16 protein-coding genes are annotated in these 18,437 nt (G+C 74.3%); 8 read left to right on the top strand and 8 right to left on the bottom strand.

The window, feature by feature from the left end; genetic code table 11:
• Window positions 1-78 precede the first annotated feature (78 nt).
• Entirely contained in the window at window positions 79-405 is a 327-nt protein-coding gene (locus tag ACF089_RS13890; protein ID WP_392025820.1) for a MazG-like family protein, read from the bottom strand.
• Between the two features lie 558 nt (window positions 406-963).
• Here ACF089_RS13890 and ACF089_RS13895 point away from each other — a divergent pair.
• A complete protein-coding gene (locus tag ACF089_RS13895) occupies window positions 964-1,104 on the top strand; it encodes a hypothetical protein (RefSeq protein ID WP_392025822.1) in 141 nt (46 codons plus the stop codon).
• Window positions 1,101-2,756, top strand: coding sequence for an alkaline phosphatase D family protein (locus tag ACF089_RS13900; protein WP_392025823.1), 1,656 nt, complete (start codon window positions 1,101-1,103; stop codon window positions 2,754-2,756). Before ACF089_RS13895 ends, ACF089_RS13900 begins: the two co-directional genes overlap by 4 nt.
• A gap of 142 nt (window positions 2,757-2,898) precedes the next feature.
• Here the strand turns inward: ACF089_RS13900 and ACF089_RS13905 are convergent, their stop codons facing one another.
• Window positions 2,899-3,951: a Gfo/Idh/MocA family protein gene (locus ACF089_RS13905; RefSeq protein WP_392025825.1), complete on the bottom strand. Its 1,053-nt coding sequence runs from the start codon at window positions 3,949-3,951 to the stop codon at window positions 2,899-2,901.
• A 359-nt stretch (window positions 3,952-4,310) separates the two neighbouring features.
• On the opposite strand from ACF089_RS13905, the gene ACF089_RS13910 reads away from it, so the two are divergent.
• Window positions 4,311-5,672 carry a multidrug effflux MFS transporter gene (locus ACF089_RS13910; protein WP_392026434.1) on the top strand — a complete coding sequence of 454 codons (1,362 nt, stop codon included), beginning with the start codon at window positions 4,311-4,313 and terminating at the stop codon, window positions 5,670-5,672.
• Window positions 5,673-5,740: 68 nt separating this feature from the next.
• A complete protein-coding gene (locus ACF089_RS13915) occupies window positions 5,741-6,820 on the top strand; it encodes a small ribosomal subunit Rsm22 family protein (protein ID WP_392025827.1) in 1,080 nt (359 codons plus the stop codon).
• A 64-nt stretch (window positions 6,821-6,884) separates the two neighbouring features.
• Here the strand turns inward: ACF089_RS13915 and ddaH are convergent, their stop codons facing one another.
• Complete coding sequence (gene ddaH, locus ACF089_RS13920; RefSeq protein ID WP_392026436.1) at window positions 6,885-7,709, bottom strand: dimethylargininase; 825 nt, start codon at window positions 7,707-7,709, stop codon at window positions 6,885-6,887.
• Window positions 7,710-7,866: 157 nt separating this feature from the next.
• On the opposite strand from ddaH, the gene ACF089_RS13925 reads away from it, so the two are divergent.
• Window positions 7,867-8,529, top strand: coding sequence for a TetR/AcrR family transcriptional regulator (locus tag ACF089_RS13925; RefSeq protein WP_392025829.1), 663 nt, complete (start codon window positions 7,867-7,869; stop codon window positions 8,527-8,529).
• A gap of 129 nt (window positions 8,530-8,658) precedes the next feature.
• The gene (locus ACF089_RS13930) at window positions 8,659-9,459 is read left to right on the top strand and encodes a bifunctional DNA primase/polymerase (RefSeq protein ID WP_392025831.1); all 801 of its coding nucleotides are present in this window, start codon (window positions 8,659-8,661) and stop codon (window positions 9,457-9,459) included.
• Window positions 9,460-9,650: 191 nt separating this feature from the next.
• Here the strand turns inward: ACF089_RS13930 and ACF089_RS13935 are convergent, their stop codons facing one another.
• The 5 genes from ACF089_RS13935 to ACF089_RS13955 all read right to left on the bottom strand — a co-directional run bounded on the left by ACF089_RS13935 (window position 9,651) and on the right by ACF089_RS13955 (window position 14,916).
• On the bottom strand, window positions 9,651-10,595 hold the full coding sequence (locus tag ACF089_RS13935; protein ID WP_392025832.1) for a hypothetical protein: 945 nt from the start codon (window positions 10,593-10,595) through the stop codon (window positions 9,651-9,653).
• On the bottom strand, window positions 10,516-11,496 hold the full coding sequence (locus tag ACF089_RS13940) for an FTR1 family protein (RefSeq protein ID WP_392025834.1): 981 nt from the start codon (window positions 11,494-11,496) through the stop codon (window positions 10,516-10,518). Before ACF089_RS13940 ends, ACF089_RS13935 begins: the two co-directional genes overlap by 80 nt.
• Window positions 11,497-11,765: 269 nt before the next feature.
• Entirely contained in the window at window positions 11,766-12,599 is an 834-nt protein-coding gene (locus tag ACF089_RS13945; protein WP_392025836.1) for a heme ABC transporter ATP-binding protein, read from the bottom strand.
• Window positions 12,590-13,837 (bottom strand): FecCD family ABC transporter permease, encoded by a 1,248-nt coding sequence (locus ACF089_RS13950; RefSeq protein WP_392025838.1) that lies wholly within the window; start codon window positions 13,835-13,837, stop codon window positions 12,590-12,592. The genes ACF089_RS13945 and ACF089_RS13950 overlap by 10 nt, the downstream gene beginning before the upstream one ends.
• A gap of 2 nt (window positions 13,838-13,839) precedes the next feature.
• Window positions 13,840-14,916 (bottom strand): hemin ABC transporter substrate-binding protein, encoded by a 1,077-nt coding sequence (locus tag ACF089_RS13955; protein ID WP_392025839.1) that lies wholly within the window; start codon window positions 14,914-14,916, stop codon window positions 13,840-13,842.
• 178 nt (window positions 14,917-15,094) lie between these two features.
• On the opposite strand from ACF089_RS13955, the gene ACF089_RS13960 reads away from it, so the two are divergent.
• The gene (locus ACF089_RS13960; RefSeq protein ID WP_392025841.1) at window positions 15,095-16,561 is read left to right on the top strand and encodes an HtaA domain-containing protein; all 1,467 of its coding nucleotides are present in this window, start codon (window positions 15,095-15,097) and stop codon (window positions 16,559-16,561) included.
• A gap of 23 nt (window positions 16,562-16,584) precedes the next feature.
• A complete protein-coding gene (locus ACF089_RS13965; RefSeq protein ID WP_392025842.1) occupies window positions 16,585-18,351 on the top strand; it encodes an HtaA domain-containing protein in 1,767 nt (588 codons plus the stop codon).
• The last annotated feature ends 86 nt before the right edge of the window (window positions 18,352-18,437 follow it).

Below are 18,437 nucleotides of genomic sequence, written 5' to 3' on the forward strand. Positions count from 1 at the left end.
GAGCGCGGCGGCGGGCTCCCCCCGGCGGCGTCGGCCGCGCCGGGCCGGGGCGGACCGCACCCTCCCCGGCCCCGGGGCTCAGACCAGGGACCTGGCCGCGACCGCGCTCACCCGGTCCTCCAGGACGGCGGGGGCGTCCGGGGTCAGGGTCCGGAGGGCGACCATGGCGGTGATGATGACGTCCGACAGTTCGGACTGGACGTCCTCCCAGTCGTGGGTTACGCCCTTGCGCGGGTTCTGGCCGGTCGCGCCGATCACGGCCCGGGCCGCCTCGCCGACCTCTTCGGAGAGCTTGAGCACGCGCAGCAGGAGTTCTTCCCGGGGCGGGCGGGTGCTGTGGTCGTCGAGCCAGGTGTGGAGGCGGTCGACCGTGTCCCAGATCGGGTCGATGGTGATGTGATCCATACCGGCCAGCGTCCCACGGCCGCCGCCGCCCCGGATCCCCCCGACCCCGGCCGATACCGGGCGTCTCCGCCGCCGTCGCCCCCGCGAACCGCGTATTCGCCCCGAGGGCGCGCGGCCCGGACGCGCCCGCGTTGTTGAACAACAGCTCGACACGATCAAAATGCGTACACAATGGTGCAAAAAGCGTGTTCACATCGGTCGGTGACGTCACATCAGTGGGGATGCGGAGGGCCCTCCCGGCGGTCGGCGACGCCGTCTCCTCCAGCGCCCCGGCACTGCGGCCCGGCCCCGACGCCCTCGGCCCCCGCACCGACACGGCTCGTGTTCTCGGTGCCGACACGGGCCTCGGCACAGGCCCCGGCACCGGTCATGACCCCGGCCGTGCCCCCGGCCGTGCCCCCGGCCGTGACCCCGACCGTGATCCCGGCCGTGATCCCGGCCGTGATCCCGGCCGCGACCGTGACCGCGACCCCGACCGCGACCCCGACCGCGACACCGTCCAGCCCGCCGCCGGCGTCACGGCGACGCTCCGGCCGATGCGCACATCCGTACCCGTACGTGAACGAGGACCCGCCGCCGGACCCGGACGCGCTCCCCGACCCGGACGCGCCCCTCGACCCGTACGCGCTCCCGGACGCGGCCCGCCCCGGACCGCACCCCCGCACCCCGCAGGCCCCGCACCCCGGAGTCCGCCCATGACCCCGGCGACCCACACCCCCGAACTGCGCGCCGCCGCCCGCCGCATCACCGAGGGGTGGGGCGTGCGGACGGCCCCGTACCTCCCGCGCCGCAGGCTCGTCACCGCCGCCGTCGCCGCGCTCGCCTTCGCCACCGACCTCCCCGGCACCGCCCCCGACGCGGCCGCCGAGGCCCCGAAGTTCACCGTGAACCCCTTCACCCTCGGCGTCGCCTCCGGGGACCCGAAGCCCGACTCCGTACTGCTGTGGACCCGGCTCGCGACCCGCCCCTACGAGCCCGGGGGCGGACTGCCGAAGGGCAGGGTCACGCTCCAGTGGGAGATCGCCCACGACGCCCGCTTCGGCCGCGTCGCCCGGCGCGGCGAGGTCACCGCCCACTCCGAGCTGGACCACAGCGTGCATCTGGAGGTCAAGGGCCTCGACAACGACCGCGTCTACCACTACCGCTTCCGGGCCGGAGACTGGATCAGCCCCGCCGGACGCACCCGCACCGCCCCCGCCCGCACCGCGCGCGTCACCGAGGTCCGGCTCGCCGCCGTCTCCTGCCAGGCGTACCACGAGGGCTACTTCACCGCGTACCGCCATCTCGCCGACGAGGACCTCCACCTCGTGCTCCACCTCGGCGACTACCTCTACGAGCACCGGGTGAACAAGACCGGCGGCGCCCGCGCGTACTCAGGCCGGGGCCTGCCCGCGCTCTTCGACCGCGAGACCCGCACCCTGGAGGACTACCGTCTCCGCTACGCCCTCTACCGCTCGGACGCCGACCTCCAGGCCGCGCACGCCGCCCACCCCTTCGTCCTCACCTGGGACGACCACGAGACCGAGAACAACTACGCGGCGGGCCGGGCCGAGGGCGGCGGCGTCCCGCCGGAGGAGTTCCTGCTGCGGCGGGCCGCCGCCTACCGGGCGTACTGGGAGAACCAGCCCCTGCGCCTGCCCCAGAAGCCGAAGGGCCCCGACATGCGGCTCTACCGGCGGCTGCACTACGGGCGGCTCGCGCAGTTCGACGTCCTCGACACCCGGCAGTACCGCTCGGACCAGCTGTACGGGGACGGCTGGCAGCTCCCCGGACCGGAGCTGGACGACCCGGCGCGCACGATGACCGGCGCGGAGCAGGAACGCTGGCTGCTGGACGGCTGGCAGAACTCCGCCGCCACCTGGAACGTGCTGGCGCAGCAGGTCACCTTCGCCCGGCGGCGCGACGCGCCCGCCGCCGACGCCCGGCTCGACATGGACTCCTGGGACGGCTATCCGGCCGCCCGGCGGCGGCTGCTCGCCGGGGCGGCCACCGCCGGGGTCGACAATCTGATGGTGCTCACCGGCGATGTGCATGTGGCGTACGCCTTCGACCTCAAGGCGGACTGGGACGACCCCGCCTCCCGCACCCTCGGCACCGAGATCGCCACCACCTCCATCAGCAGCGGGGGCGACGGCTCCGACCGGCCCGCCCGGCACGACCGCATCACCCGCGCCAATCCGCATCTGCGGTTCTTCCACGGCCGCCGGGGCTACACCACCGTGACCCTCGGCGAGCGGCGGGCGCGCGCGGACTTCAAGACGGTCGCCACCGTCACCGAGCCCGGCGCGCCGCTCACCACGGCCGCCTCCTTCGTCACGGAGGCGGGGGCTCCGGGGCTCCGGCCGGTCTGAGCCGTGGGGCTGCCGGGGATCGGGCTGCCGTGGGCCCGGCCGCCCTGGGCCGGGCTGTCGTGGGCCGGGCTGTCGTGGGCCGGGCTGCCGTGGGCCCGGGGCACTGGGCCCCGGGCTCCGGCGGGCCGCCGGGCCGCCCGGCTCAGACCTCCGTACCCGTACCGGCCCCCGATCCCGCCCCCGCACTCGCCTCCCCCGGGTAGCGGACGCCGATCCGCTCCCGTACCGCGTCGAGCGTCCGCATCACCGCCAGCGAACCCTCCAGCGGCACCAGCGGCGACTGCGTCTCGCCCGCCCGCAGACAGCGCGTCACCTCGGCCGCCTCATGCCGGTACGAGGCCCGGTCGCCCTCGATCACGAACTCCTCCGGCTCCCGGCCGTCGCGGCGCAGTACGAACCGGTCCGGGTAGAAGAAGCCCCGGTCGAACTCGATCCGCCCCGCCGTGCCGCTCACCGACGCCGTCATCGGGCTCTCGGCGACGATCGAGCACGACAGCAGCGCCGACGCGCCCGAATCCCAGCCCAGCAGCATCCCCGTGTTCAGATCCACCCCCTCCGGGGAGAGCGTCCCCCGCGCCTGGACGTGATCGGGCTCGCCGAGCAGCAGCTGCGCGAACGACACCGGATAGACCCCGAGGTCCAGCAGCGCCCCGCCGCCCAGCGCCGGATCGCGCAGCCGGTGCTCCGGCGGGAAGCCGCCCGACAGCCCGAAGTCGGCGTGCACCGTCCGTATCGCGCCGATCGCGCCGTCCGCCACCAGGGCGGTCATCCGGCGGATCAGCGGATTGCAGTACATCCACATGGCCTCCATCAGAAAGACCTCGCGGCGCCGGGCGATCGCGACCAGCTCGGCCGCCTGGGCCGCGTTGAGCGTGAACGCCTTCTCGCACAGCACCGCCCTCCCGGCCTCCAGGAGAAGACCGGCGGCGGCCCGGTGCGCGGAGTGCGGGGTGGCGACGTACACCACATCGACCTCGTCGTCGGCGGCGAGCGCGGCCCAGTCGCCGTACGCCCGGCCGATCCCGAAGCGGTCGGCGAAGTTCTCGGCGGCGGCCGTGGTGCGCGAGGCGACCGCCACCACCTCGGCGTCCGGCATCCGGAGCAGATCGGCGGTGACGGCGGCGGCGATGCCCCCGGTGGCCAGGACGCCCCATCGGATCGGGCGGTCCGGATCTTTTTCGTCAACTGAGAGCATGGGACAGGATTCAACGATACGGAGATGTCATGGGGAAGCCGGAGAGCGGCTCGGACAGCGGAGAAGTTCACATACCGAGCGCGCCCGGTCCGGCGACCCCGGGCCCGACGGCGTCCGGCGGCGACCCGGGGGCCCGGCCCCCGATCCCGGCCGCCCGCGTCGGGCTCGCCGACCGCCCGGGGCATTCCGACCGACCGGGGCATTCCGGTCGTCCGGAGTCCTCCGGCCGGCCCGGACCCGGTCACCGCCCCGGGCCCGCCGGGCCGGCCGAGGCCCCCGGATCCGCCATGCCCGCCGGATCCGCCATGCCCGCCGGATCCGCCATGCCCGCCGGATCCGCCATGCCCGCCGGATCCCCCATGCCCGCCGGATCCGCCGGACCCGCAGGCCCCGCCGAGACCGCAGGCCCCGCCGAGGTCCCCGAGCCCGCCGCGCTGCCCGAAGCCGCCGCGCTCCCCGCCTCCGCCGCGCCCGGGCTCCCCGACCCCGGGCTCCCGGCGGCCGCCGCCCGCCGGGTCGGGCTGCTCGTGACCCTGGTCCTCGGCGGGCTCACCGCGCTCCCGCCGCTCTCCATGGACATGTACCTCCCGGCACTCCCCGCCGTCACCGAATCCCTCTCCGCCCCCGCCGCCACCATCCAGCTCACCCTCACCGCCTGCCTCATGGGCATGGCCCTCGGACAGCTGGTCGTCGGTCCGATGAGCGACAAATGGGGCCGCCGCAGGCCGCTGCTCATCGGTATGGCCGTCTATGTCGTCGCCACCCTCATCTGCGCCTTCGCCCCCACCGCCGAACTGCTCATCGGCTTCCGGCTGCTCCAGGGCCTGGCGGGCGCGGCCGGCATCGTCATCGCCCGGGCCGTGGTCCGCGACCTGTACGACGGCGTGGAGATGGCCCGCTTCTTCTCCACGCTGATGCTGATCTCCGGCGTCGCGCCCGTCATCGCCCCCGTGATCGGCGGGCAGGTGCTGCGGCTGACCGACTGGCGCGGCATCTTCGTCGTCCTCGCCGCCGTCGGCCTGCTGCTCACCGTCGTGGTGGTGAAGTGGCTGCCCGAGACCCTGCCCCCGGAGCGGCGGCAGGGCGGAGGCGTCGGCGCGGCCCTCCGTACGATGCGCGGACTCCTCGCCGACCGGGCGTTCACCGGCTACATGCTCACCGGCGGGTTCGCCTTCGCCACGCTCTTCGCGTACATCGCCGCCTCGCCGTTCGTCGTGCAGGAGATCCACGGGGCGTCGCCGCAGACGTTCAGCCTGCTCTTCGGCGTCAACTCCATCGGGCTGGTCATCGTCGGGCAGATCAACGGCAAACTGCTGGTCGGCCGGGTCAGCCTGGACAAGGTGCTCGGGCTCGGGCTGACGGTGATCGCCCTCGCGGCGCTCGCGCTGCTGCTGATGACGCTGGGCGTCTTCGGGGACGTCGGGCTCTTCGGCATCGCCGCCGGGCTCTTCGTCCTGATGGCCGCGATGGGTCTGGGGCTGCCCAACACCAACGCCCTGGCCCTGACCCGCGCCGCGCACGCGGCCGGTTCCGCCTCCGCGCTGCTGGGCACCTCCTCGTTCCTCATCGGGGCCGTCGCCTCGCCCCTGGTCGGCGTCGCGGGGGAGGACACCGCCGTGCCGATGGCCGTGGTGCAGCTGGTGTGCGCGCTGGCGGCGATCGGCTGCTTCCTGGGGCTGTGCCGCCCGTGGCGGCGGGTCGCGGGGTCCCGGGCGCTGTGACGCGGCCCGGCGGCGGGCCCCCGCCGCCGGGGACGTCCCGGATGCGGCGGGACGCCTAGACTCTTCGGGTGTCGAACACCCCTCCCACCTCGGAAGCTCTCCGCGCCGCCCTCTCCGGGCTGCTCGACGGGCTGCCGCCCACGCAGGCCGCGCGAGCCGTCGAACGGCTGATCGCGAACTATCGCGGGACCACCCCGACCGACGCCCCGGTGCTGCGGGACCGCTCCGACGTGGCCGCGTACGCCGCGTACCGGATGCCCGCGACCTTCGAGGCCGTACGGTCCGCGCTCGCCGCCCTCCGCGACGCCGCGCCCGGCTGGACGCCCGGCTCCCACACCGACGTCGGCGGCGGCACCGGCGCGGCGAGCTGGGCCGTGGCCGAGGCCTGGGCGGGCGAGAGCCCGTCCGACGGCGACGAAACCGGTACGGGCGGTTCCGGTACGGGCCGGTCCGGCGCGGGCGGCGGTGCGGGCGCGGGGCCGCGTACCACCGTGCTGGACTGGGCCGAGCCGGCGCTCGCGCTCGGACGGGAGCTGGCCGAGGCGTCCGGATCGACCGGACTGCGCGCCGCCCGCTGGGAGCGCTCTCGTATCAGTGCGGCGATCCGGATCGAGAGCACCGATCTCGTCACCGTCTCGTACGTCCTCAAGGAGCTGACCGAGGGCGACCGCGCCGCCGTCGTCGCCGAGGCCGCGCGGGCCGCCCGCGCCGTGGTGATCGTCGAGCCCGGCACCCCCGACGGCTATCGGCGCGTGATCGACGCCCGCGACCGGCTGATCGCGGCCGGGATGACGATCGCCGCCCCCTGCCCCCACAGCGCCGGCTGCCCCATCGTGCCCGGCTCCGACTGGTGCCACTTCTCGGCCCGCGTCAGCCGCTCCTCGCTGCACCGCCAGGTGAAGGGCGGCTCGCTGCCGTACGAGGACGAGAAGTTCAGCTATGTCGTGGCCACCCGCTTCCCGGTCGCCCCGGTCGCCGAGCGGATCACCCGCAGGCCCCAGATCCGCAAGGGCCTGGTGCTGCTGGACCTCTGCGAGCCGGACGAGACCCTCACCCGGCGGACGGTGACCAAGCGGCAGGGCGCGCTCTACAAGGCCGCCCGCGACGCCGAGTGGGGCGACGCCTGGCCCCCGCCGCAGGACGGCTGACGGCCGGCGCGGGCCCGGCCCCGGGCAGGCGACCCGGACCCGGGCCCCGGGCCCGCGCCCCCGCTCACTCCCGCAGTTCCTGCGTACAGCACTTCACGCTGCCGCCCCCCTTCAGCAGCTCGCCCAGATCCATCCCGATCGGCTCGTACCCCCGGTCCCGCAGCGGACCGAACAGCCCCACCGCCGCCTGCGGCAGCAGCACATGCAGTCCGTCGCTGACCGCGTTCAGCCCGAACGCCGCCGCGTCCGGCTCCCCGGCGAGCAGCGCGTCCGGGAAGAGCCGGGCCAGCACCGCGCGGCTGCCCGCCGAGAACGCCCCCGGGTAGTACATGACCTCGTCCGAGGCGTCGTCCAGCACGGAGAGCGCCGTATCCAGGTGGTAGTAGCGCGGATCCACCAGATCGAGGCCGATCACCGGCCGGCCGAAGAACTCCTGGGCCTCGCCGTGCGAGAGCGGGCTGGACCGGAAGCCCCGGCCCGCCAGCACATAGGACGAGGTGACCGCGAAGTCCCCCTCGCCCTCGTTGATGTGGACCGGTTCATGGATCTCGGTCCAGCCCGCCGACCGGAACCAGTCCCGGTGGGCCGCCGCCTCCGCCTCCCGTTCCCGGTGGGCGAAGCGGGCGAGCAGGACCCGGCCGTCGACGACGGTCGCGCCGTTCGCGGCGTACACCATGTCGGGCAGGCCGGGGCGCGGTTCCAGCAGCTCGACGGTGTGGCCGAGCGAGCGGTAACGGTCCCGCAGATCCTCCCACTGGGTCATGGCCAGCGGCAGGTCCACGGGTTTCGCCGGATCCATCCACGGATTGATGGAGTACGACACCATGAAGTGCGCGGGTGGGCACATCAGATAGCGCCGCGGCGACGCGTCATGAGGCGATGAGCGCAATGAGGGCTCCTCACGGACGACTGCGACAGTCAGCACGCGGTCTGCGTGCGTGGAAGCCATGGTGAGGCCGGAAGGGCCGATACGCGCAGGGGCGGGAGGCGGCCGAGGCCGAATCGAGACGAAACGTATCGGATCCGTCGTTGCTAGATTGAGCGCCATGAACGACGACAAGGCGCGGGACGCCGACGCGGGCGAGACCACCCGGGGCCCGGGGGCCCCCGGCGCGAAGACCCCCGACGCCGCCCGCCGCAGCGAACGCTCCCGCCGCGCCATCTACGACGCCGCCCTCGCGCTCGTCGTCGAGACCGGATACGCCCGTACCACCATCGAGGGAATCGCCGCCCGCGCCGGGGTCGGCAAGCAGACGATCTACCGCTGGTGGCCCTCCAAGTCCGCCGTCCTCCTGGAGGCCTTCCTCGACCTCGCCGAGCAGGCGGCGGCCGGGGAGACCGTCTTCCCGGACACCGGCGACCTCGCGGCCGACCTCAAGCTCGTGCTCCGCGCCACCGTCGACGAGATGAACGACCCGGCCTACGACGAGCCCACCCGCGCCCTCACCGCCGAAGGCGTGGTCGACCCCGCCCTCGCGGCCCAGTTCGTCGAGAAGCTGCTGAACCCCTCCCTCCGGCTCTACACCGAGCGGCTGCGCTCCGCCGAGGCCGCGGGCGGGCTGCGGCCGGGCCTCGACCACCGGATCGCCGTCGAACTCTTTGTCGGTCCGCTCACCCACCGCTGGATGCTGCGCACCCTCCCGCTCACCCACGCGTACACGGACACCCTGGTCGACTACGCCCTCGGCGGTCTCGCGCCGCGCTCCTGACCACCCCCGTCCCGCCCCCGGCCGCCCCCCGTGTGCGCCCCCCGGTGGGGATCCGTGGCCGCTCACAGAGCAGGATGGTGGGACGATGGTAGAGACCACCTGGGGCGAGCGTGAGGTGTGAGGGGATAGATGGGCGACGGTAAAGGCCGCCACAGCGGCACGGAGAACAGGCTCACCTGGGAGACTCGGCTGCCTCAGTGGCTGCGCAGGCGTCCCAAGGACACCGAGGCCGACGACTCCCGCCGCGAGTCGCTGCTGCTCGCTGTCGCCGAGGCCGGAATGCCCCTGGCGCCCGCCGCCCACCCGGCCGCCTACCGGTGCTCCTGTGAGCGCATCGGCTGTCCCACACCCGGACGGCACCCCGTCTCCTTCGCCTGGCAGACCCAGTCCACCACCGACCGGGCCCAGATCCTGCGCTGGGCCCAGGGCGATCCCGAGGCGAATTTCATCACCGCCACCGGCATGGTCCACGACGTCCTCGACGTCCCCCTGGAGGCCGGCCGCGCCGCCCTGGAGCGCCTGCTCGACGAGGGCGTCGAGATCGGCCCGGTCGCCGAGTCCACCGGTACGGGGGACGAGGGCCGGGCCCTCTTCTTCACCGCCACCCGGGGCACCCCCGAGGACGAGGACGAGTGGTGGCCCTGTGAGCTGGACTGCCGCCCCGAGACCATGGCCGAGCACCCGGGCCTGCGCTGGCACTGCCGGGGCAGCTATGTCCTGGTGCCGCCCGCCCGCCTCCCCGGCGAGAACGACGTCCACTGGCTGCGCGGCCCCGAGCATCCGCTCCCGGACCCGCTCACGCTGCTGGAGGCGCTGACCGACGCCTGTGCCCGTTACGCGGGCGAGAGCCGGGCGCGGGACGAGGAGGAGTACGCCCACCGCGCCGAGCACGCCGACCACCGCATCGCCTGGCCCCTGGGCCGCCGCTGACGGCCTCCGGCCCCCGCCGCACCGCGGGGTCCGCGGGCCCGCCCCGGCCTGTCCTGACCTGGCCCGATGGTCCGCGCCGCCGCCCGCCCCCGGACCGATTCCGATGCCCGCCGCCCGGACCAGCCCGGACCCGACCCGACCAGCCCGGACCCGACCCGACCGGACCGCCGCCGCCCCGGCCGACCGCGTCGTTACGCGCCCTTCGCCGACGTCAGCCCCGTCAGCCTGCCCAGCACCTCGACCTTCCCGCCGTCCGCCGCCGACGGCACCACCACGGCCTGGCTGGAGACGCGCTCCTTGGTGAGGGAGGACTTCACCTCGCCTTCGAGCAGCGCCCGCACATCGGGGGCGACATTGATCGACACGCCCTTCGCGGCCGTCTCCCGCTCGAAATTGCGCACGGTGAAGAAGAACAGCGCCCCGCCGTCCTCGGTCGCCAGGCCCAGCGGCGCGTAGTCGCCCCGGTCCAGCGGCTCGTCCAGGTACTGCGTCGAACGCCCCGGCCGCCGCGACTCCTTCTCACGGGACTCCCGCCAGCCGGAGGTGTGCGGGCCCTGCGCGAACGACGCGGGGGAGCCCTTCTGCATGTACGAGGCGTACGCGCCGCTCAGCCCGCCCGGCGGATGGGCCGTCGCGGTGGTGCTCACCGGCACGGCCTCGGCGAAACCGTCCCCGTCGGTCCGCAGCTCCGGGATCTGGCCGGGCAGGAGAATCGTCAGATAGGCCGCCCGCCACAGCTCGTCCGGGCCGTTGCGCAGAAAGACGATCACCCAGCGGTTGTCCTCGGCGGTCTCGTCCCGGTCGCGGTTGGAGTCGACGTCGGCGACGAAGAAGCGGGGCCAGCCCGCCTTCTTGGGGATCGTGAACGCCGGGTCGGTCAGCTCCAGCGGCGCGTGCTCCGGATTGCCGTCCGGGTAGGTGACGCCGCGCGACTTCAGCCCCGCCTGATTGATCGAGCCGAGCGCGCCGGTGACCCGGGGGGCGGAGAGCGCCGGATCGTACGCCTTGTCCGCCGCGTTGTACGCGTCGGTGAACTCCTTGAGGGCGCGGGCCGCTTCAGCCTTCGTCGCCGAGGGCACCACGGCCCGCTCGCCGTGGACCGTCACACAGCCGCTCGCCGTCAGCCCCAGCGCCACCGCGGCCACCAGCGCCCGCCGGGTCCGGCCCCGGCCGCCGCGTACTCGCTGACCTCTCACCGGAATCGGCCTTCTCATCCGTCGTCTTCCCCTCGCCCCCGGCTGACCGCCCGAAGCCTACCGGGGCGAGCGGCAGCGCGAGCGCCGGGACCAGGCAGAGCGCCCACACCGTGAACTGAAGGTCCGTCGGGTCCGGCGGCGTCCCGAGGACGGCCGTCGACACCACGCCGTACCAGCTGTCCGCCGGGAGTACGGAGCCGAGGTCGAAGGCGCTCTCCTCCGCGCCGGGCAGCAGCCGCGCCTCCTGGAGCCGGCGGACGCCCGAACCGAGCACCCCGGCGGTCACCGTCGCCAGCACCCCCACGGTCCAGGGCAGCAGCCGGGCCCGGGGGAGCCGGGTCACGGCCCGCGGCACGAGCAGACAGAGCGCTCCGGCGGTCGCCGCGCCGAGCAGCAGCAGCAGCGGCGGGGCGGCCGAGCCCTGCGGGTCGGCCGCCGAGCGCAGCGCCGACCAGCCGAACACCGCGCTGTCCAGGCCCTCCCGGCCCACCAGCAGAAACACGGTCGCGAAGAGCGCGCCCCGCTCCCACGGCCGGTCCCGTCCCGGCCGGTCCCGCTCCGGGCGCAGCGCGAGCCGCAGCACCAGCCGGCCCGCCATCGCCGCGGCCGCGACCGCCGTCACCCCGCCGACCAGCTCCGCCGCCCGGGCGGTCAGCCCCGCCGAGCCGAACTCGACCGCGAGCCCGGCCGCCGACCACCAGCAGACCGCGGCGGCCGCACCGGCGAGCACCGGCCGGAGCGGGCCCCTCCGGCCGGTCCCCGTCAGCCAGGCGATCAGGACGGAGACGGCGAGCCCGGCCTGAAGTCCCTGCCCGAGCCCGAAGAGATAGTTGTCGTACACGCCCGCCCTCTCCCGTGATCCGTGCACGGAGCACTGATCACCAGGACGGCCCGTGCGCCGGGACGGTTCATTCCGCCGGCCGATCACCGGACGTGATCACCCCGGAGGGCCGGACTCCGCCTGTTCCGGGGGCATTTCCGCGGCGGCGCGCACGGCCCGGGGAGTCGGGCGCGGGCCCCCGGGCCGGTCCGGCGCGCGTCGGGTCGGTCCGGGCGGTTCGGCGCGGTGCGGCGCCGGCCGGGCGGGCGGCGCGGTTCGGCCCGGGCCGGTCAGTCGCGGCGCGGGAGCACCACGGGGTCCCCCGAGCGGGGGTGCGGGAAGACCTCCACCGGCTGCCGGTAGACCCGGCTCAGCAGCTCGTCGGCGAAGACCTCGCCGGGCCGGCCGTCCGCCGCGATCCGGCCCTCGTGGAGGACCGCGACCCGGTCCGCGTAGGCGGCGGCGAGGCCGAGGTCGTGGAGGACGACCACCACCGCGTCCCCGGCCCCGGCCCGCTCCCGGCAGACGCGCAGCACCAGTTCCTGGTGGCGCAGGTCGAGCGCGGCGGTCGGCTCGTCCAGCAGCAGCAGCGCGGTGCGCTGCGCGAGCGCCCGGGCGAGAGCCACCCGGGCGCGTTCGCCGCCGGAGAGCGCGGAGAAGGGGCGGCCCGCGAACTCGGCCGTCTCGGTCGCCGCCATCGCCTCGGCGACCGCCGCGTCGTCCTCGTCCTCCAGCGCGGTCCCGGCCCAGGGAGCCCGGCCCATCCGGACGACCTCCTCCACCGGGAAGGGGAAGGAGAGCGCCGCGGACTGCGGCAGCACGGCCCGGCGCAGCGCCAGTTCGGCGGCGTTCCACGACCCGGCGGGGCGGCCCCCGATCCGTACCGTGCCGCTCGCCGCCGAGAGATCCGCGGCGAGCGCCGCGAACAGCGTCGACTTGCCCGCGCCATTGGGTCCCACCAGCGCGAGCACCTCGCCCGCGCGCGCCGCCAGATCGATCCCGGCGAGCACTTCGCGGCCCCCGAGCCGGACATGGAGGTCCGCCGCCTCGGCGAGCACCTCGCCCGGCGAGGGACGCACGGGCAGTTCGCGCCCGCGGATGCCGAAGAGAGTCCTCACGCCCAACCACCTTGCCTACGACGGGTCCTGCGCAGCAGCCAGAAGAAGAACGGGCTGCCGAAGAGCGCGGTCAGCACGCCGAGCGGCAGCTCGGCGGGCTCGGCCACGGTGCGGGCGGCGAGATCGCCGACCGCGAGCACCAGCGCGCCGCCGAGCGCGGAGCCGGGCACCAGGAAGCGGTGCCCGGGGCCGTTCGCCATCCGCAGCAGATGCGGTACGAGCAGCCCCACGAAGGTGATGATGCCCGCGACGGCGACCGCGGCGGCCGTGAGCAGCGCGACGACCAGGATGAGGATGATGCGGAGCCGTTCCACATCGACGCCCAGATGGCGGGCGGGCCGCTCGCCGAGCGCGAGCAGATCCAGCTTGCGCGCGTAGAACGGCGCGATGAGCAGGCCGAGAACGGTGCAGGGGAGCACGGCGAGCACCTTGGGCCAGGTCGCCTGGGAGAGCGAGCCGAGCTGCCAGAAGGTGATCTGGGTGATCTGCGCGTTGTCGGCGAAGAAGATGAAGAGGCCGATCAGCGCGCCCGCGAAGGCGTTGACGGCGATGCCGGTGAGGATGAGGGTGACGACCTCGGTCCGTCCGCCGGAGCGGGAGAGCGCGTAGACGAGGAGGACGGTCACCAGTCCGGCGGCGAACGCGAAGACCGTGATGGTCCAGTTGCCGAAGAAGGTCAGCCCCAGCGCGATGGAGGCGACGGCCCCCACGGCCGCGCCCGAGGAGATCCCGATGATGCCGGGCTCGGCGAGCGGATTGCCGAAGACGCCCTGCATCAGGGCTCCGGCGCAGCCGAGCGACGCCCCGACCAGCAGCGCGAGCACGACGCGCGGCAGCCGGACATTCCACAGCACGCTCTCGCCGACCCGGTCCAGCGGCTGTCCGCCGAGCCCCGTCCGGTGCCGGGCGGAGGCGATGACGTCCCCGAGCGGGATGTCGTACGCGCCGTACCCGGCGGAGACCAGCGCCACCAGGAAGAGCGCGCCGAGCAGTCCGGCGGTCAGCAGATACGCGGTGGACCGCCGCGCCCGGGGGAGCGGGACGGCGTCCTGGGTCTTCCCGGCGGGGGCGCCCCCGCCCGTGGGCACGGCTCCGGTTCGGGCTCCGGTCTCGGTCCCGGCCGTGGCTACGGCCCCCGCCGTCTCCGAGGGTTTCGTCGGATGAACAGCGCCGGTCGGGGCCTGCGGCTCGGAGGGGGAGTCCCCGGGCGGTTCGGGGACGCGGGATTCCGCTTCGGTCGCCATCGTCACTTGCCGTTCGCGTAGAGCTGGTCCACCAGCGAGGTGAGGACCTCGTCCGTGCGGGGGCCGTAGTTCAGCAGCACCCCGTCCGGCACGGACACCACGCGGCGGTCCATGCCCGCCGGGGTCTGGGCGACGCCCGGGATCTTGACGAGACCGTCGACGCCGCCGACGGAGTCGAGTCCCTTGCTCATCACCAGAATCGCGTCCGGCGCGGCCTTGGCGAGCGCCTCGCTGGTGATGGCGGTGAAGTCCTTCTTCAGACCGGACTCCTTGCCCGCGTCCACCGCGCCCGCCGCCTCCAGCAGCGAACTCGCCCCGGAGTCCGCGCCGCCGAGCAGATACACCGACGCGGTGCCCCGCAGATAGAGGAAGGCCACCCGCGGCTTCTCGCCGTCGGCCGGCCGGGGGACGTCCTTCTGGACGGCCGCGATCCGGTCCTGCGTACGCTTCTTCAGCTCGGAGCCCGACGCGGGCACGCCCAGCGCCTCGGCGACCGCGTCGATCCGGGCGCCGACGTCGTCCAGGCCCTTCGCGGTCTTCACGACCACCAGCGGGATGCCCGCGTCACGAATCTGCTGAATGGATTCAGCAGGCCCCGACACCGTCTCGGCCAGCACCACCGTCGGCTTCAGGGAGAGCACGCTCTCGGCGGAGACATCGTGGCCGCGCGTCACCACCGGCAGCTTCTCGGCCTGTTCGAAGGTGGCGGTGACATCGCGGGCCACCACCTCGCCGCCCAGCCCCAGGGTGTAGACGATCTCGCTCAGCGACCCCGTCAGCGGGACGATCCGGTCGGCGGAGTCGACGGTCACCTTCCGGCCGTCCGCCGAGGGTACGGTGACGGGCAGTTCGGGGCGCGGGGTCGAGGCCAGCGGCTCGACCCGGTCGGCCGCGGCGGCGGTCTCGGCCTTCGCCGGAGCGTCCTTCCCGGACGGGGAACCGGAATCCCCTCCACAGCCCGTCGCCACCAGGGCGACGGTGAACGCGGTCAGAGCCGCGCCCACCAGGCGAAATCTGCGCACCGAGCGCGCGGAGGGCTGCGAAAGCACCGAGGGCACCGTCCTGTCATTCCATCGCATGCCGTCACCGGCATGGTTCGGGGGGCGTTCCCCCGGGTCGTTCCCCGGGTCCGACGGCTGAGCCAAACCGGACCCGGTGGCCAAAACCGGAATGCATGGGGCTACCGGTACAGGCTGGACATAGCTTAGGTTAGCCTTACCTCGCTCTGCCAGACGCTGTACCCCTCGGAGGGAACTCATGCTGCCGTATCGACGGGCCCGTGTGCTCGCCGTCGCGCTTCTCGCGGCCCTGCTCGGAGCGCTGCTCCCGGTCGGCGCCGCCCACGCGGCGGACCGCTCGGTCCAGGGCGGCAGGCTCGACTGGGGGCTCAAGTCGTCCTTCCAGAAGTACGTCACCGGGCCCATCGCCAACGGCAACTACCGGCTCACCGGGGGCGCGGCCACCGTCGGCGACAGCCTCTTCCGGTTCCACTCGGCCAAGGGGAGCTACGACCCGGACAGCGGCGCGTTCGAGGCCCGCTTCACCGGCGGCGTCCACTTCACCGGCCACACCAAGCCCGACGGCTCCAACGAGCTGGACCTCGCGCTGAGCAACCCCGCCGTCAGGATCTCCGGCGGCCGGGGCACGCTCCACGCGGACATGGTGAGCAAGGCCCGGGGCACCGGCAAGGTCACGACCTCCGCCCAGGTCGCCTTCGCCTCGCTCGATCTCTCCGGAATCAATATGAAGGGCGGCGGCAGCCCCGTCGCGCTCAACAACGTCCCCGCCACGCTCACCGCGCAGGGCGCGACCGCCTTCGCCGGCTTCTACACCGCGGGCACCCCCCTCGACCCGATCAGCCTGAGCGTCGACGTCGCGGCCGGAGCGCCGAAGCAGGAGCAGGAGCGGAAGCCCGGGAGCGGACCGTCCGGGACCCCGGCCGGCGAGAAGCCCGCCGAGGAGAAGGACGGGAAGAAGGGCGAGGACAAGGACGGGAAGAAGGCGGAGAAGAAGGCCGCCGAGGTCCGCGACGCGGCCGTCGACTGGGGGGTGCGCCGCACCTTCCGCGAGTACGTCACCGGCTCCATCGCCCAGGGCGAGTGGACCCTGTCCGACGGCGCGCAGGACGGCGGGGCGCTCTTCCGCTTCCCGCGGGGCAAGGGCGTCTACGACGCCGGGAGGCAGAGCCTGAAGGCGTCCTTCGCCGGATCCGTCCGCTTCACCGGCGAGCACCTCGATCTCACCCTCGCCGGGGTCACCACCGAGGTGAAGGGCGGCAAGGGCACCCTGAGCGCCGACGTCGTCAGCGGCGGCAGGACCCAGAAGTCCGTTCCGCTGGTCACCTTCACGGCGAAGGACTTCGTCCCCGAGGACGGGCTCGTCTCCCTCACCGAGGCCCCGGCCACCCTCACCGAGGGCGGCGCGAAGGCGTTCGGCTCGATGTACAAGGCGGGCACCGCCATGGACCCGGTCTCCCTCGCCGTCGCCGTGGACGAGAAGGCCGCCCTCCCCGCACTCCCGGACCTCGGCAGCGATGTGAACCCCACTCCGTCCGCGGGCGAGTCCGAGCCCGCCGAGAAGTCCGTCACCGACGCGGCCCCCGCCGCCGACTCCTCCGAGTCCTCCTCCCCCACCTGGGTGTACGTCGCCGTCGGCCTGGGACTGCTCGCCGCCGCGGGCATCGCCCTGATCGTCGTCCGCCGCCGCCGTACCGCCCAGAACTGATCCCCACCAAGGAGCACCCCGCCATGCCGGCCAACCGCCGACCCATCATCCTGGCCGCCGCGGCGGCCACCGCCGCGGCACTCGGCGCCTCCGCCCTCGCCCTCCCGGCGGTGGCGGCCGACACCGCCCAGCCCTCCGGGGGCACGTCGGCGGCGGCGCCGTCCGGCTCCTCAGCGATCAAGCTGGAGGCCGGCACGCTGGACTGGGGCTTAAAGGAGTCCTTCCGCGAGCATGTGGGGGCCGGGAACATCACGGTCGCGGACGGCGCGAAGCAGGCGGCGGAGAACGGGCCCTTCACGTTCACGGACGGCACGGGCTCCTATGAGATGGCCGGTCATGTCAACAGGACGGCCTTCAAGGGCAGTGTGCTCTTCAGCGCGAAGCGCTTCACGCTGAAGCTCTCCGACGTCCGGATGACGAGCGACCGCGTCGGCGGCACCGTCCAGGGCGATGTCACCGTCGACGGAGAGGTCCGCGAGGACATCCCGATCGCCGAGCTGGACATGGGGAAGGCGACCATGGGCTCGGGCGCGGGCGGCGAGATGGTCTTCAAGGACATCCCGGCCAAGCTGACCGCCGAGGGCGCGTCGGCGTTCCGCTACCCGGAGGGCGAGGTGCTGGACGCCGTCTCGCTCTCGGTGAAGGCGGTGAGCGGCAGGCCCTCGCCCAACCCCTCGCCGTCCACCACCGTGAAGCCCGATCCCGATCCCGAGCCGGAGCCGGAGCCGGAGAACTCGGCGAAGCCGGACCCCGGCACGTCCGCGAAGCCGGACCCCGAGGGCTCCAAGGGCCCGTCCGTCCTCCCGTCGAAGAACCCGGGCTTCGTGCCCGAGGGCGAGCTGCCGAACGGATCGGGCTCCTCCGAGTCCGGGTCGCAGACCGCCCAGAACGGCGCGATCGTCGACGGTTACCTCGACTGGGGCGTCATGGAGCGCTTCCGCGACTACATCGCGGGCCCGATCGCCCACGGCAAGACGGACCTCGTCGGCGGGGCCGTGAAGTCCGGCGACGGCTACCGCTTCCCGAAGGGCAGGGGCGCCTACGACGCGGAGAAGAAGTCGCTCTCCGTCGCCTTCGACGGCAGCGTCCACTACCGGGGCCACTTCGACAAGAAGGGAGGCTTCTGGATCCTCGACATGACGCTCAGCGGCTTCGAGGTCAAGGTGAACGGCGCCAAGGGCCAGATCATCACCGACGTCAAGGCCAGGAACCAGGACACGGGCAAGGTCTTCACCTACGAGAACCTCGTGATCGGCGAGCTGACCGTCCCGTCCGGCGCGCTCAAGGCCGAGAAGGACGTCGTCCAGCTCAACCGCGTCCCGGGCAAGCTCACCCAGGCCGGCGCCGACAAGGCATTCGACGGCAACTACGAGCCGGGCGAGCCGCTCGACGCGGTCAACCTCGCCGTCTCGCTCGACAAGGAGGCCGAACTCCCCGAGCCCTCCCCGGGCGGCTCGACCGGCGGCTCCCCGGACACCTCCACCACCGGCGGCACGACGGGCGGCTCGACCGGCGGTTCCACGGGCGGCTCTGCCACCGGCGGCTCCGTCGGCGGCTCCACGACCGGCGGTTCGGTCGGCGGCGGCACGGGCTCCACGGGCGGCTCCACCGGCGGTACGACGGGCGGCACGACCGGTGGCTCCACCGGCGGTTCGACCGGCGGAGCCCTGGCGTCCACCGGCGCCGACCTCCCCGCGACCACGCTGATCGCGGCCTCCGCGGGCGTGGTGGCGGCCGGCGCGGGCGTGGTCTTCGCGATCCGCCGCCGGGAGGCGAAGGCCGGTTCCTGACCGGCTTCCACACCCCCGCCGCGGGGCCGTACCGACGCCGAGCGCGCCGGTGCGGCCCCGCCGCTGTGACGAGCGCCGCCGACGCG

Source organism: Streptomyces sp. NPDC014894 (assembly GCF_043080985.1).
Taxonomy (GTDB): Bacteria; Actinomycetota; Actinomycetes; order Streptomycetales; family Streptomycetaceae; genus Streptomyces.

Coding starts and splice junctions, on each gene's coding strand:
- ACF089_RS13910 (WP_392026434.1), top strand. CDS start 4,311: ATGCCCGCCGGATCCGCCGGACCCGCAGGCCCCGCCGAGACCGCAGGC.
- ACF089_RS13955 (WP_392025839.1), bottom strand. CDS start 14,916: ATGCGATGGAATGACAGGACGGTGCCCTCGGTGCTTTCGCAGCCCTCC.
- ACF089_RS13930 (WP_392025831.1), top strand. CDS start 8,659: ATGGGCGACGGTAAAGGCCGCCACAGCGGCACGGAGAACAGGCTCACC.
- ACF089_RS13925 (WP_392025829.1), top strand. CDS start 7,867: ATGAACGACGACAAGGCGCGGGACGCCGACGCGGGCGAGACCACCCGG.
- ACF089_RS13965 (WP_392025842.1), top strand. CDS start 16,585: ATGCCGGCCAACCGCCGACCCATCATCCTGGCCGCCGCGGCGGCCACC.
- ACF089_RS13950 (WP_392025838.1), bottom strand. CDS start 13,837: ATGGCGACCGAAGCGGAATCCCGCGTCCCCGAACCGCCCGGGGACTCC.
- ACF089_RS13960 (WP_392025841.1), top strand. CDS start 15,095: ATGCTGCCGTATCGACGGGCCCGTGTGCTCGCCGTCGCGCTTCTCGCG.
- ACF089_RS13905 (WP_392025825.1), bottom strand. CDS start 3,951: ATGCTCTCAGTTGACGAAAAAGATCCGGACCGCCCGATCCGATGGGGC.
- ACF089_RS13890 (WP_392025820.1), bottom strand. CDS start 405: ATGGATCACATCACCATCGACCCGATCTGGGACACGGTCGACCGCCTC.
- ACF089_RS13900 (WP_392025823.1), top strand. CDS start 1,101: ATGACCCCGGCGACCCACACCCCCGAACTGCGCGCCGCCGCCCGCCGC.